The organism is Ralstonia pickettii (genome assembly GCF_016466415.2).
Classification (GTDB): domain Bacteria; phylum Pseudomonadota; class Gammaproteobacteria; order Burkholderiales; family Burkholderiaceae; genus Ralstonia; species Ralstonia pickettii.
In genome coordinates this window covers 804,173-818,335 of the sequence record NZ_CP066772.2, presented here as the reverse complement: position 1 = coordinate 818,335, position 14,163 = coordinate 804,173, and the positions used below count along the sequence as shown (strand labels likewise).

At 64.3% G+C, this 14,163-nt stretch carries 13 protein-coding genes; 2 read left to right on the top strand and 11 right to left on the bottom strand.

The window, feature by feature from the left end:
* Positions 1 to 2: 2 nt before the first annotated feature.
* From RP6297_RS19935 to nosZ, 6 genes are read right to left on the bottom strand one after another with little or no spacing between them, the layout of a single operon-like run.
* Positions 3 to 533 carry a nitrous oxide reductase accessory protein NosL gene (locus RP6297_RS19935; RefSeq protein ID WP_009240478.1) on the bottom strand — a complete coding sequence of 177 codons (531 nt, stop codon included), beginning with the start codon at positions 531 to 533 and terminating at the stop codon, positions 3 to 5.
* Positions 530 to 1,354: an ABC transporter permease gene (locus RP6297_RS19930; protein ID WP_009240477.1), complete on the bottom strand. Its 825-nt coding sequence runs from the start codon at positions 1,352 to 1,354 to the stop codon at positions 530 to 532. The genes RP6297_RS19935 and RP6297_RS19930 overlap by 4 nt, the downstream gene beginning before the upstream one ends.
* On the bottom strand, positions 1,351 to 2,307 hold the full coding sequence (locus tag RP6297_RS19925; RefSeq protein ID WP_009240476.1) for an ABC transporter ATP-binding protein: 957 nt from the start codon (positions 2,305 to 2,307) through the stop codon (positions 1,351 to 1,353). The genes RP6297_RS19930 and RP6297_RS19925 overlap by 4 nt, the downstream gene beginning before the upstream one ends.
* Complete coding sequence (locus RP6297_RS19920; protein ID WP_009240475.1) at positions 2,285 to 3,580, bottom strand: nitrous oxide reductase family maturation protein NosD; 1,296 nt, start codon at positions 3,578 to 3,580, stop codon at positions 2,285 to 2,287. Before RP6297_RS19920 ends, RP6297_RS19925 begins: the two co-directional genes overlap by 23 nt.
* Positions 3,577 to 6,201 carry a NosR/NirI family protein gene (locus tag RP6297_RS19915; protein WP_171924790.1) on the bottom strand — a complete coding sequence of 875 codons (2,625 nt, stop codon included), beginning with the start codon at positions 6,199 to 6,201 and terminating at the stop codon, positions 3,577 to 3,579. Before RP6297_RS19915 ends, RP6297_RS19920 begins: the two co-directional genes overlap by 4 nt.
* Before the next feature lie 57 nt (positions 6,202 to 6,258).
* Positions 6,259 to 8,208, bottom strand: a complete 1,950-nt coding sequence (gene nosZ / locus RP6297_RS19910; RefSeq protein ID WP_009240473.1) for a TAT-dependent nitrous-oxide reductase — start codon at positions 8,206 to 8,208, stop codon at positions 6,259 to 6,261.
* 238 nt (positions 8,209 to 8,446) lie between these two features.
* Here nosZ and RP6297_RS19905 point away from each other — a divergent pair, with 238 nt between their 5' ends.
* Positions 8,447 to 8,869, top strand: coding sequence for a c-type cytochrome (locus tag RP6297_RS19905; protein WP_009240472.1), 423 nt, complete (start codon positions 8,447 to 8,449; stop codon positions 8,867 to 8,869).
* A 4-nt stretch (positions 8,870 to 8,873) separates the two neighbouring features.
* Complete coding sequence (locus RP6297_RS19900) at positions 8,874 to 9,914, top strand: FAD:protein FMN transferase (protein ID WP_009240471.1); 1,041 nt, start codon at positions 8,874 to 8,876, stop codon at positions 9,912 to 9,914.
* A 75-nt stretch (positions 9,915 to 9,989) separates the two neighbouring features.
* Here RP6297_RS19900 and cheZ read toward each other — a convergent pair whose 3' ends face one another.
* The 5 genes from cheZ to RP6297_RS19875 form a co-directional block, all read right to left on the bottom strand.
* The gene (cheZ, locus tag RP6297_RS19895; protein WP_009240470.1) at positions 9,990 to 10,658 is read right to left on the bottom strand and encodes a protein phosphatase CheZ; all 669 of its coding nucleotides are present in this window, start codon (positions 10,656 to 10,658) and stop codon (positions 9,990 to 9,992) included.
* A complete protein-coding gene (gene cheY, locus RP6297_RS19890) occupies positions 10,658 to 11,059 on the bottom strand; it encodes a chemotaxis response regulator CheY (RefSeq protein ID WP_009240469.1) in 402 nt (133 codons plus the stop codon). The genes cheZ and cheY overlap by 1 nt, the downstream gene beginning before the upstream one ends.
* 149 nt (positions 11,060 to 11,208) lie before the next feature.
* Positions 11,209 to 12,336 (bottom strand): protein-glutamate methylesterase/protein-glutamine glutaminase, encoded by a 1,128-nt coding sequence (locus tag RP6297_RS19885; protein WP_009240468.1) that lies wholly within the window; start codon positions 12,334 to 12,336, stop codon positions 11,209 to 11,211.
* A 139-nt stretch (positions 12,337 to 12,475) separates the two neighbouring features.
* Entirely contained in the window at positions 12,476 to 13,093 is a 618-nt protein-coding gene (cheD, locus tag RP6297_RS19880; protein WP_037028864.1) for a chemoreceptor glutamine deamidase CheD, read from the bottom strand.
* 89 nt (positions 13,094 to 13,182) lie between these two features.
* Positions 13,183 to 14,064 (bottom strand): CheR family methyltransferase, encoded by an 882-nt coding sequence (locus tag RP6297_RS19875; protein ID WP_009240466.1) that lies wholly within the window; start codon positions 14,062 to 14,064, stop codon positions 13,183 to 13,185.
* Positions 14,065 to 14,163: the final 99 nt, after the last annotated feature.

Here is a 14,163-nt window from a genome sequence, read left to right as displayed (position 1 = left end):
GGCTACATCCGCCCGTCGTGCAGCGCGCCACCGCTGAGATCCACCATGTCTGGCGTCACTTCGGCGTAGCGCAGCAGCTTGCCACCGTCGCGGGCAATGAACGCGCGGGCATCGGCTTCCAGCCGGAAGCTCGCGACCGTCGGCCCCATCGAGCCGCGGCGCCGGCTGCCGAACACGTAATAGCCGGTCTTGGCGTCAAACCAGTGGCCACGAGGATGCTCCCAGTCGGCCTGGCCCATGTCCTGCACGAGCGCCGCCCGGATTTCCCGCGCCTGCTCCGGCTTGAGCAGTGTGTTGAACATTTCCACCGTATCGCAGCACCAGTGCGGCGTCGCGTCGCCCTGGTAATAGAGCTGCGCCTTGGGCCCTGGATAATCCGCCACCAGCATGCCGTCCAGATCGCAGGTGGTCGCCGCGTCGGCTTCAGCGGGGACAAGGGTGGCTTCGGCCTGCCGGCCACAGGCAGCCAGACCAATCAGGGCGGCCGATCCGGCCAGGGCAGCCGCCAGCAGGCGGCGACGATCCGGGTTCATGCGCGGAATCTCCAGGCGGCCAGTGCCAGCGGCGCGGCAATCCAAGCCAGCATCGCCGCGCCCATCGCCCACGGGTTGCCCAGGGCAGGCGGCACGATGCTGACGAGGCCATGCAAGCCCCGCAGCTGGTCCAGCGAAAACACGTTGAGGATGCGAAAAATATCGGTGGGATTGAGCAGCAGCAGATACGCCAGCGCCTGGCCGCCAAAGCTGCCGCCGGTGGCGACGAGTAGGCCGAGCAGCAACAGGTCGAATATCAGCACGAAGCCAAACCACAGCGCGATGGCGGCGCCCGAAGCACGCGTGCGCTCACGGCTGACGACAGAGACGAACAGCGCCAGGCTCAGAAAGACCAGCCCCAGCAGCACCGAACTCAGCACGAAGCCAGCCGCCTGATACAGCCCCGCCGAGCCGAACTGGTGCCACAGGAGCACGGCCATCAGCGCGAAGCCACCCAACGTCGACAGGGTGAGCGCTGCGGCGAGCCCGAGGTATTTGCCCAGCAGCAGTTCCACGCGCGTCAGCGGGAGGGCCAGCAGCAGATCGAGCGAGCCGCGCTCGCGCTCGCCGACAACGGCGTCGAACCCAAGCAACAGCGCAATCAGCGGGATCAGGTAGATGACGAGGCCGACCAAGCTGGTAATGACGAACTCGATGGAACGCGGCCCGAGCGTGCCCTGCTCTGCGCCGCCAAAGTAGCTGATCACGAGCGAGAACACGGCGAAGACGACGGCCACCGCGAGCACCCATCGGTTGCGCAGGCGATCACGCAGTTCTTTGGCCGCGACGGCGGCCACTTGCCGATATTCGATGCCGATCATGCGGCCTCCGTTTGCCTGAGGCCAAAGAACACGTCTTCGAGCGACGGTTCGTGGATCTGCAGATCGAGCAGGCGCCCGCCCAGCGGCTGCAGTGCCTGAAGTGCGTCCATCTTGAGCGAGCGGCTGCAGCGCAGCATCACCTCGTGCTCGGCCTGCCCGTCGACGATCTCTGCGCCGTGTGCGCGCAAGGGCGCGAGTTGCGCCCACAGTGCGCCGCGCGCGCCGGCCTCGACCCGCAAGGCCAGCGTCAGGGGCAGATCGGCCTGTGCGCGAAGTGCAGCGACACTGCCAAGCGCAAGGACACGGCCGTCGGCCAGGATGGCAAGGCGGTCGATGCGCTGCTGCAGCTCGGCCAGGATGTGCGACGTGATCAGGATCGTGACGCCCTGCTCGCGCAGTGCCTGCAGCGTGGCGTAGAAGTCGTGGATTGCCGCCGGATCGAGGCCGTTGGTCGGCTCATCCAGAAAAAGCACGCGTGGCGCACCCAACAGCGCCTGCGCAAACCCGAGGCGCTGCCGCATCCCCTTTGAATACGCCCGCACGGGTTGGTCGACCGCACCCGCCAGCCCGACGCGGGCAAGCAGCGACGCGCAATCGGCTGCCGGTGCGCCCTTGAGCTTGGCGAAAAACCGCAAGGTCTCCAACCCGCTCAGGTTGTCGTACAGAACGAGGTTCTCGGGCAGGTAGCCGATCTGCCTGCGCGCGGCGCGGAATGCAGCCCCACGCACCGATGCCCCGGCCACGCGGATGCTGCCGGCGGTTGCCGGAATCAGCCCAAGCATCATCTTGAACAGCGTGCTCTTGCCGGCACCGTTGTGCCCGATCAGGCCGAACAGTTCGCCGTAGCCGACGTCCAGGTCAACGCCGTCGACGGCGCGCACGGCACCATAGTGTTTGCAGACGCCGCGCAGCGAAATGGCGGCAGTCTCGTCAACGTGAAGGGGATCTGTCACGCCAGGTGCTCCAATGTGGGTTCGCGGGTTGCATGCGCGGATACGCGTCCACCACGCTCGGCACACGCAGGATCGGAAACTGCCGGCTGACGAATCTAAGTGCCTGCACTGCCGGGCTCGCCAACAGCAGTTGCACGCCAGGGTGGCGCCAGATCAGCCGGTCGACAACGTCGTTGGCCTCGTAGGGCACATCGCCGATGCCATCGCCATCGCGGTCCCAGCCCAGGTAGTCGCTCCAGAAGTTGCCCTGCGCGCGCTCGGCAGCCGTGCGTGCCCCCCATGCCTCGTCACGCGCGCCCACGTAGCGGACTTGCTCTCGGTTGCCGATGAAGTCGTTGCCTTGCACGACGTTGCGTGTCGAACCTGCCGACAGGTGCACGCCCACCTGGTTGCCGACGATGAGGTTGCCGCGCAGTTGCGTGTATTCCACGTCGTAGATGAAGAAGCCGCGGTCGTTGTCGGCCACCACGTTGTTCTCCACCACCGAGTCCTGCAACGTGCGCAGCATGATCCCGTGGTCGGCATTGCCCCAGGTGCGGTTGTTGCGCACGATCTGGTCGCGCACCTCCATCAAGGCCAGGCCGCCCCGGTTGGCATAGCTGTCGTTGTCCTCCCACAGGTTGTAGTAGGAGTTCATGTAGTGCGTGCCATAGCGGCTGTGGTGGAGCCGATTGCCTTTGAAAACGGCGTGGTGCGACACGTCCACGTAAAGCGCATCCCGTACGAAGCTGATGTTGTTGCCGATGATGCGCGCGCCTTGTGTGTTGTACAGCTCCACGCCATTGCCGCGCTGCGCCGAGTTGTAGTCACGCTTGCCGGTGATGGTGTTGGCCTCGATGCGCACGTCGTTGGCTTTCTCGATCCACAGGCCGAACAGGTTGTAGGTCAGCTCACACTGGCGCACTACGGCGCGATGCGCGCCGGGCAGGATGTTGATGCCTGCGTTCTGCTCTTTCAGGCTGTCGCCCGAATCGCGAACGATCAGGCCCTCGATCACGACGTCCGGTGCGCCGATGCGGATCGTGTCGCCGCGCTGGCCGCCGCTGAGCGTGGGACGATCGAGTCCGCGCAGCGTCAGAGGCTTGTTGACGATGAGGTTGCCGGTATACATGCCGCGCTCGATCTCAAGCACATCGCCCGGATGTGCTGCGTCGATGGCTGCTTGCAGCGACTGCCCCGCCGCAACGCGCACCGTGGTGGCCGCCGATGCGTGAGCGCCCTGCACAGCCGCAAGCGAGCCGCAGACAACGAGCAACACCGGCAGCCACCTCATACCTGCAGCCACCCCAGCGCTTTCAGGGTCAGGAACAGCATGGCGCCAATCAGCAGATTCTTGAAGCCGACGTAGCTCAGCATGTCCATGACGGTTGCGCGCCGATAATTGGCTTGCCACCACGGGCCATCCTTGACGTAGCGACGGCAGGCAAGGCGGATCAGCACTTCATACAGGCTCCAGCCGAACCACCATGCGATGACCGCGCCCGACGACAGGTGGCCCGTCGCCGCCAGGATCCATGCCACGCTCGCTGCCAGCGCAAGCGAAGCCCCCGCGATCTGCAGGCCGCGCGCCGACCTCCACCCGTTGCTGCTCCACGGCCAGAGGTGATCGCGCAATTCCAACATCAGCCAGCGCAGGCCACGCGCACCTTCGCGTCCGGTCGGCACCACGCGGTCGGTCGGCATGCGCGGGTCGGGGCCTTGCGCCACCCGCGGGTTCATGGGCACCGGCACCGGCTGGATGGGAATGAAGTAGCCGTCCTTGCCGATGGGCGTGATCTCCAGCCCATCGCGCTCGCGCCGCTTGCGCTCCTTGGCCAGCGGCGGGCAGCCCTTGACGTCGGTGTACAGCACCATGCAATCGAGGCAGTGCAGGCATTCGCGATGGTCGATACGGCCGTCCGCGTCGATCGCCAAAGACCCGCAACCGACGGCGCAGGCCTTGCAACTGTTGCAGTCTTGCTTGCGGCGCAGGCCAAACCAGCGGAACGTGCTCGGCATGGCAAGCGCGGCACCCAACGGGCAGATGTACTTGCAGTACGGGCGCTCGACAAACAGCGAGATCCCGAGCAGCGTGCAGACGAACAGCCCGTAGGGCCACGCGCGGTGGCTGATGCCGACCAGGAATGTCGTCTTGAACGGTTCCACCTCGGCAAGCTTTTCTGCCAGCCCCATCGAGAACACCGACACCGTCAACAACCCGAAGAAGATCGCGTACTTGAGCCACTTCAGCTTGTCGTGCCAGGCACGCGGCAGATGACGCTGCCAGCGTTTGAGGCCGAGCCGTCCGCCAATCTTGTAGAGCGCTTCCGACAGCGAGCCGAACGGGCACAGCCATCCGCAGAACAGCCCTCGCCCAAAGAGGAACACCGTCAGGATGATGAAGATCCAGAAGCAGAAGATGAACGGATCCGTCAGGAACAGGGACCACGTCCACTGGAACAGCAGCGAGTGGAACCATGTCAGCACTTGCGTGATCGACGGCTGCGCCATCGCACCAAAACCAACGAAGCCGATGCTCAGTGCCCAGGCGGTGTACTTGAAGGCGTTCACCGGCCACTTGTTCTTGTGCGTCGAACGGCGCGTCAGACGCTCACGCAGCGCATACACCACGCCCACCGAAACGAGCAGCACGATGAAGAGCGCGATCTGCGGCGCGCGCGTACGCCAGACCCGCCGCCAAGGGGCCTCCGGCTCGTCGATATGCGGGTGCCCGCCCTGCAGCAGCGTTTCGGGCAACCAGTACGGGGCATCGAACGTAACGAAGCTGCGCGTGCCGGTCGCCCGATCGACGCGGTTGCCCAGGAAGGACAGCTTCCACGGATACGCCGCCGAAAACGCTGGCGAGCGCACCACGAAGATGGCCGATTCCGTGTAGGCCGGCGCGCTAGGGGCTGCCAGGCCATAGAGGTTCAGGTAGTCCGAATCGCGGAAGGTAAAGGACTCCGCGCCTTGCTTGATCTGGATGCGGTCATAGATGCCGCCGCGCACGAAGCCCGACCCCTTGAACGACGCCGCGCCCGCGGTGCGGATGACGAAGATCGCATGCTCGTTCTGCTTGAGTTGAGCGTGCAGGTCGTTCCAGACGGATTGGCCGAGCAGGCTCGCACCCAGGTCGGGATGATTGAGATCACCGAACCACAGTTCAATGAACGGTTCCGGCGCGCGTTCGAGCCCAAGCTGTTCGGGGCGGATCAGCAAGCGCTGCACGCTGCCCTGCTTGACGAGTTCTGCCCAGCTTGCACGCTGCCCGGTCTGCGCATAGCGCGCAGGCTCATGGCGCGTTGGCGCCAGAATGCCGACCTGACGCGCCACGGAAGATGTGGCTGTGGCCAGCACCTGGTTCTGCGCAATCACGGTCACGGTGGCGCCCGAGATCGCATCGACGCCAAGCACGCCCTCGTCCGGCCGTGACTGACCGACTTCGATCTTGTCCTTGACCGACTTGCCGATGTACTGCTTGTTGAAGTTCAGCAGCGCAGATTCGGGAATCCCCAGCAGCAGGATCGGCTCGGAATGCTTCAGGACCTTGATGCCGACATAGCGACCTTGCCGGTCCATGCCGATCAGCGTGACCACGGGCTTGCCCGAATAGGCCGGGATGTCCGTGATGTCGGTGGACAGCATCACGTAGCCCAGCAGCGCCGCCTTACCGCCTTGCGCTGCGCCATAGGCTTCCACATAAGGCGGTTGCCCCATGCGTTCGGAAAAACGCACCGCGCCGGGAAACACGTCGGCGCAGGGTACGAGCGCACACAGGTCCTTGGCCTCGGCCAGATTGGCGGGCAACTCGGCTTCGTAAGCGCCGCGACCGGCCTGCGCCGGTTGCACGCCCACCAACAGCATCAGGAGGAACGCGGCGACCCACGCCGCGAACCCTTGTTTTCGGGATGGCATCTTGGAGTTCATCGGCACGCGCGGGCCCGCACGGGGCACGCGCGCTTCTCCTCGGAATCAGGCCTCAACGATCATGCGACTGCGCATTTCAAGGTGCAGTGCATGACAGAAATGCGTGCAGTAGCACCAGAACACGCCGGGCTTATCGGCAATGAACGTGACCGACGCGGTTTCCTGCGGATTGACGATGAAGTTGATGTTGTATTTCGGAATCGCGAAGCCGTGCGTCAGATCCTCGACCTTGTCCAGATTGGTGAGGATCAGCGTGACCTCGTCGCCCTTCTTCAGCTTGAACTCGCGCAGGCTGTACGCCGGGGCCTGCGAGGTGAGCCGCACCGTCACCTTCTTGCCATTGCGCACCACGCCGGACTGCTTCGGGTCCTTGGTGGCCAGCGGGAAATCGTCCAGCGAATAGACCTGCTTCGGGTGCAGCAGCTCGCGCTTGAAGATGATGAAGTCGTGCGGCTCGCTGCGGATCGGGTGGTCCTGCAGCAGCACCATCTTGTCGCCGGAGATGTCGATGAACTGTTCGTTTTCGGGGTGCAGCGGGCCAACGGGCAGGAAGCGGTCCTTGGAGAACTTGCAGCCCACGGCGAGGAACTTGCCGTCGGCGGCCATGGTTTCGGATTGCGATGCGCTCAGGTGGCCCGGCTGGTAATGCACGTCAAGGCGGTCGACCACGTACTTCGCGTTCTTGTCACCGTTGTGGAACTTGATGGCGGCATCAATGTTCCACTTCACGATCTGGCTGTCGAGGAACAGCGTCGTGTATGCGTTGCCGCGCCCGTCGAACGCAGTGTGCAGTGGCCCCAGGCCAAGTTCGACCTCCGCCACGATGGCGTCGTCGATCTTGGCGAGCTTGCCGTCGAACCAGTCGAGCACGCGAGACAGCTCGATGACCGTACCGGTGGGCGAGAGCTTGCCAGCACAGATGAAGTACTTCTGGTCGGGGCTCGCATTGACGCCGTGCGGATTCTTCGGCACCGACACATAAGCGGTCAGTGCTGTCTTCGGATCTTGGTTGGCCGCGTGCGTGCCGTCCACCACCGGCACCTTGGAGTCGCCGATGGTCTTGAACTTGCCGGCCTTGACCGCCGCCTCGATGCGCGCAACGTTGAAGAACAGACAGGCATCGCGCTCCGCAGACATCATGTCTTCGTAGTGCACGCCCATCTCGGTGTTGTACTGGTTGGTCGCGGCCAGCTTGCCGTCGTACGACGTTGCGACGAGGTCGCAATTGCCGTCGATCAGCACCTGCCAGCGCACCTCCATGGTTTCGGCGTCCACGCACATGAACAGCGAACGGTACTTGGACGGATCATCGATGCCGGCGGTGTTGGGCAGCGGGATGGCAAACTCGCCGCCGCAGAACACGCGCGTCGTGTAGTTGATCTTCGGTTCGAGCGGATCGCGCTTGTCCGGGAAGATGCCGTGGAAGCCCTGCACGTTCGGCAGTTCGGTGATCTTGTCGCAGATGAAGTAGTCGAGCCGCACGCGCCCCAGGCGCGAGTTGATCTTGTCGTTGATCCACGCATAGCGGCCGTCGTAATTCCCGTCCTTGTACGACGCGTGCACGTGGTGGGTATCGCCCACCGTGTACCTGAGAGTGCCGTCGGGCTTCGTGCCCATCACCTTCTTCGATTCGTTCGTGATGCCCCAGCCGACCAGTGCATCGGGCACGAACATCGGAATGCGATGGATCTCGCGCCCCGAGGGCATGCCCATGACACGCATGTCGCCGGTATGTCCGCCGCTCCACAGGCCGTAGTAGGTATCGAGTTCACCCGGCTTCGGATGCAAGCCCGCGATGACGTGTTCCCCTGCGGCCGTGGCCGCGGGCGCGCTGGCAGATGCGGCGGGTGCGGCAGCGGGTGTGCCCTTGTCAGTGCATGCCACGACCGTTGCCAACCCGGCAAGCGCTGCGCTGTTCATGAAGCGACGCCGCCCCGGTACGCTCAGCGCTTCTTCCTGCTGAGTGGATGGCGATTGTTGGTGCTTGGTCATCATCGATCCCTGTATCGATTTCTCTATCGGTTTTCACAAAGCCGGGCGGAAAGATGCCGGCTCACATCCGCGCTCTGACCTTCTCGGCAAGTCGCATCTTCGGCTCGCAGCCAGCCGAAGCAATTGACTTTCGTCACACATTCTTGAAAAACGTATTTTTTATGCATCTTTATGGCAAAGGAGCGTACAGAATGCGATTCGTGTTCATTTGCGGACCCCGCGCCGACTCAAGGAGATTTCCATGCGCACGAAAACCACCCTAGGGCTGATGTTGATTTGCGGTGCCGTTCTTGCGGCCTGTGGCCAGAAGGAACCCGCCGCGCCCGCGGCCTCCACCGCTGCGGCACCCGCGCCGGTACAAACCAGCACACCCCCCGCCGCAACGACGGTGGCCGCAGCAGCGGAACCGGAGAATGCGCTGGGTAAGCGCACCTTCGCCAACGTCTGCTCGATGTGCCACGCCGCAGGGGTTGCCGGGGCACCAAAGCCGGGCGACAAGGCCGACTGGGGGCCTCGCATCGCACAAGGTAAGGGCACCCTTTACAAGCACGCACTGGAGGGCTTCAACGGCAACAAGGGGGCCATGCCCGCACGCGGTGGATCGACCTTGCCGGACGACGCCATCAAGGCTGCGGTTGACTACATGGTGGCGAAGTCGCAGTAGCGCCATGCATCCGCTGCCCCCTTCCAACCTGGGCCGCCGGCGCTGCCTGGCGGGGGTGCCCCTGCTGGCCGTCGGCATGTTCGTACGGCCGGCCCTGGCAGACCCCACTGTGGAGCGCGCATCCACTCAATTGCTGGGCACTCAAATCGACATCATTGCGCAAGACGCGAGACCGGGCGCCGCCGGTGCGGCCATGCGCGCTGCCTTTGTGGAGATGGCGCGACTCGAATGCTTGATGAGCCGCTACCGGCCCGACAGCCAGGTCAGCGCACTGGCACGCGCGGCGGGGCGGAACCCCGTGCCGGTGGCACCTGAAGTCATGGCGGTGTTCAAGCTTGCCCGACAGGTCTCGGAGCAAAGCCGCGGCGCCTTCGATATCACCGTCGGCGCGTACTCCGGCTGGAATTTTGATCCGGAGCACAGCCGCATTCCGAGCAGCAGCGAACTGGCGCGTGAGCGCCGCTTCGTCAACTATCGAGACGTCGTTCTGGAAGAGCGCCACTGCAGCGTCTACTTGCGACGCCCGGGGATGAGGCTGGATCTTGGCGGCATTGCCAAGCTGCCGATCCTGGAGGCAGGCATGCGCGTGCTACGGCAACACGGCATACGCGATGCCATGATCAACGGTGGAGGCGATGTGGTGGCCAGCGGGAAGCTGCAAGGTCACGAATGGCGCGTCGGACTGCGCGATCCGCTTGCGCCGGAGCGACTGCTGGGCGTGGTCACGCTCAGTGACGGGGTTGTGGCGTCATCCGGAGACTACGAGCGTTACTTTATGCACAACGGTCAGCGCTTTCATCACGTTCTCGATCCGGAAACGGGTCTGCCTGCGCATGGGCCCCATGGCGTAACCCTGATCGGTCGCGACGTTGACGACGTCAACGGCCTTGGCGCGGCAATCATGGCAGCGGGCACCGCCACCGGGCAGCGGATGCTTGCACCGATGCTCGCACGCGTGGATGCCCTGATCGTAGGTTCTGGAGTTCGGCCATGGATGTCGGCCGGAATGGCAACGCGCTTGCGGCAGTTCTCTGCAAGCAGTTGACGTTGATGCCGCCCGCTCAGGGTTCGGCAGAAGGAGTACCGGCCCTCGCGACTGCGAGGGCCAGGCAACGCAGGTTCAGAACCCGAGGCTTTCCAGCAGGTCGTCCACCTGTTCCTGGTTGGCAACCACGTCCGGATGGTCCGGATTGATCTGCGGACCGTTGAGCAGCGACGTCGCAACCTGCGCGGCTTCCACGCGCAGGTGTTCCGGCGCGTTGTCGAGCAGGATGCCGACCAGCTGGCTTTCGATGAGCTGGACGACATCCAGCACCTTCTTGATCACCTGACCGGTCAAGTCCTGGAAGTCCTGGGCCATCAGGATTTCCATGAGTTGCTGGTTCGTGTCGCGCGTTTTTTCAGGAACGCTGCGCAGGAAGCCGTTGGTCTGGCCCACCAGCTCGCGGATCTCGTCGTCGCCCAGTTGGCGGTCCATCCACGACTGCCAGCGGTTGACCAGCGCCTGGGAGTCGGACTCCAGCGCGTCCTGCACGGGCCGCGCTGCGTCGATGGCGTTGAGCACGCGGGTGGCCGCCTGCTCGGTCATGTTGGCGATGTAATTCAGGCGGTCGCGTGCGTCGGGGATGGCCGATGCAGCCTTCTCGACACCCTTGTCCAGGCCCAGCTCGCGCATGCTTTCACGCAGCATGCGCGTGAGGTGGCCGATGCGCTGGAGCATTTCGGGCATGTCGCCGTGGTCTGCACCTTCGGCGGCGGGCGCCTGGGCGCCATCGTGCATCTCGCTCATCACGCCCCCTTTTCGAGTTTCTCGAAAATCTTGCCCAGCTTTTCGTCCAGCGTGGCAGCCGTAAAGGGCTTGACCACGTAGCCGTTGGCTCCTGCCTGGGCGGCGGCGATGATGTTTTCCTTCTTGGCTTCGGCCGTCACCATCAGCACCGGCATCTTGCTGATGACGGGGTTGGCGTCGCCACGGATGCTCTGCAGCATCTGCAGGCCATCCATGTTGGGCATGTTCCAGTCCGAGATCACGAAATCAAACCGGCCTTCCTTGACCTTGGCCAGGCCGGCGGCGCCGTCTTCGGCCTCGTCGACGTTGGAAAAACCAAGTTCCTTGAGCAGGTTACGCACGATCCGGCGCATCGTCGGGAAATCGTCGACGACGAGGAATCGGTACTGGCTCTTGTCCATGGACACAATCTCCGCAAACTAACTGAATTGGGGGGTTTCGGGCTTCCTTGGCAATCTTATCGGCGCCTGGGGCCGATTCTTGAGCGCCGGAATGGTGCGGGGCGCCTGACTGCTGCGCCCCGCAACCAATGTACCCGCAAAATCGGGCGTTAAACCCGCGTCACGCGGCCGTGGGCCGACAGCTTGGCCAGCACGTGCGGGCCGATCTGCGACAGCGGCAGGACTTCGTGCACGCCGCCGTGGGCCACCGCCTCCTTGGGCATGCCGTACACCACACAGGACGCCTCGTCCTGCGCGACGTTGTAGGCACCGGCGTTGCGCATCTCCAGCATGCCCACCGCGCCGTCCTTGCCCATGCCGGTGAGGATGACGCCCAGGGCGTTGGCCCCGGCGTTGCGCGCGGCGGAGCGGAACAGCACGTCCACCGCCGGGCGATGGCGGTTGACCGGCGGGCCCTGGTCCAGCTCGGTGACGTAGTTGGCGCCGCTGCGGCCCAGTGAGAGGTGCATGTCGCCCGGGGCAATGTAGGCGTGACCCGGCAGCACACGTTCACCGTGCGCGGCTTCCTTCACGCGGATACGGCACAGGCCGTCCAGCCGCTTGGCGAACGAGGTGGTGAAACCTGCCGGCATGTGCTGCACGATCAGGATGCCGGGGCAGTCGGGCGGCATTTCCATCAGGAAATCCTTGATCGCCTCGGTGCCGCCGGTGGAAGCGCCCACGATGATCAGCTTTTCCGTCGACGAGAAATGGGTACGCGCAGTTGCCGGCGTTGCCGCAGCGTGGTCGGCGCGAACGTGTGCGCCGGGTGCCGACGCTGTGGCCGCGCCCGCCACGGGAACCGGAGCGGGGGTACGCGGACGCAGCTTTGCGCGAGCCGCCGCGCGGATCTTGTCGGCGATCTGGTCGGCGTATTCGTTCATGCCGTCGCGCATACCCAGCTTGGGCTTGGCGACAAAATCCACCGCGCCCAGCTCCAGCGCGCGCAGCGTGGCTTCAGAACCGCGCTCCGTCAGCGACGAGATCATGACCACCGGCGTCGGGCGCAGGCGCATGAGCTTTTCCAGGAAGTCGAGGCCGTCCATCTTCGGCATTTCGACGTCCAGCGTGAGCACGTCCGGATTGGTCTGCTTGATGAGGTCGCGCGCGATGATCGGGTCGGGCGCCACACCCACCACTTCCATATCCGGCTGGCTGTTGATGATCTCCTTCAGGATGCTGCGGATCAGTGCGGAATCGTCGATGCACAGCACCTGAATCTTGCGTTTGTCGTTCATGTTTGGGAGCAAGTCTTCTGAATGTTGAGACCGTTGCAAAACGAAGCGAAGCGGTTCTGATGGATCAGCGCCGACGCAGGCAGTACAAGTCGTACGGCAAGGCGGCGTTGGGCCGTCAGAATCGTTTTTCAGCGGTCTCCTAAGTGAATAGTTGCAGGCGCGAGGCGGGCTTTGTCGTGATGGACTTCGACAGCTTGCTGGCGTATTGCGCCTCGCTGTCCAGCTCGGCCGCCGTGTTCTGCGAGCGCAGCTTGCGCACCATGATCTGGCCGGTGGACGGTACGAAATACACCTTGCGCGGGTGTACGTCAAAGAGGTCTTTGGCGGCCACGGTCAGGCCTTCGTTGCGCAGGAATTCGAGCACGAACTTGCCGTTGCGCTCGCCCACGTCGAGCGTGCTCATGCCGGCCAAGACTGCGGCGCCGCCAAATACCTTGATCTCCAGGCGCTCGCGCTTGGCGCCCGCCTTGTAGAGCTGGTTGAGCAGCACTTCCATGGCATGCGTGCCGTAGCGCATGGAGGGCGACAGGATCGATTCCCCTTCGTTGCGCGAAGGCAGCATGAAATGGTTCATGCCGCCAATGCCGAGGGTCTTGTCGCGCACGCAGGCGGACACGCACGAGCCGAGCACCGTGACCAGCATCAGGTCTTCGGTGGTGACGGAATACTCGCCGGGCAGCACTTTCATGGCGCGCCGGCTGAAGGTGGTGTCGTAGTAGGCGTGGGTGCTGGCCGCCGATTGCGCGAGCGTGGCCATGGCGCCAGCGCTCATGCCGCTGGCCATGCCGCTGTCGCCGCGCACGGCATCGGCGGCCGATTGCGGCGTCGCGCGTTTGCAGAATTCGATCATCGTGCCCCCATCCTGGCGCGCAGTTCGGGCGCGACTTCGTACACGGTCTTGCCGCGCAGCGACCACGCCTTGGTGACCTGCAGGAAGCTCTCCGAATGGCCGGCAAACAGCAGGCCATCGGGTTTCATCACGTCGATGAAATGCTCAAGAATCTTGGCCTGCGTGGGCTTGTCGAAATAGATCATCACGTTGCGGCAGAAGATCACGTCGAACTTCTGCTGCAACGGCCAATCGCGTTCGAGCAGGTTGATCTGGCGAAAGTCGATCATGGCCTGCAGTTCGGGCCGCACCCGGGCATAGCCCTCCTGCTTGCCGGTACCGCGCAGGAAGTACTTCTTCAGGCGCTCGGGCGACAGGGCCGCGACGCGCTCCATCGGATAGATGCCGGCGCGGGCGCGGGCCAGCGCGTTGGTATCCACATCCGAGGCGATCACGCTCACCTGGCTGGGCGACATCGAGCCAAAGGCTTCGGCCAGCGTGATGGCGATCGAGTACGGCTCTTCGCCCGTCGACGACGCCGAACACCACACGGTGAACGGCGTGCGCTTGGCCTTGGCGTGCTCGTGCAGGATCGGGAAGTGATGCTGCTCGCGGAAGAACGCGGTGAGGTTGGTGGTCAGCGCGTTGGTAAAGGCCTCCCACTCGTCGGGCAGGTGGCCTTTTTCCAGTGCATCGAGGTAGTCGCGGAACGAGCCGAAGTTGACCACACGCAGGCGGCGGGCCAGCCGGCTGTAGACCATTTCACTCTTGCGGTCGGACAGCGAGATGCCGACGCGCCGGTAGATCAGGTCGCGGATGCGGCCGAAATCTTCGGCGGTGAATGAAAACTCGCGCGACGCGAGCGTCGGCGAAACTGGCGCCAAGTTTTGTGCTGCCATGGATAACTAACCCCGTGTTTGGCGAGTCTTGATGCCCGCTCTCAGTCGTTGGCGGGCACCGTTACCGCAGGCCGCGCCAAGTTTGCTGTGGGCGAGGCT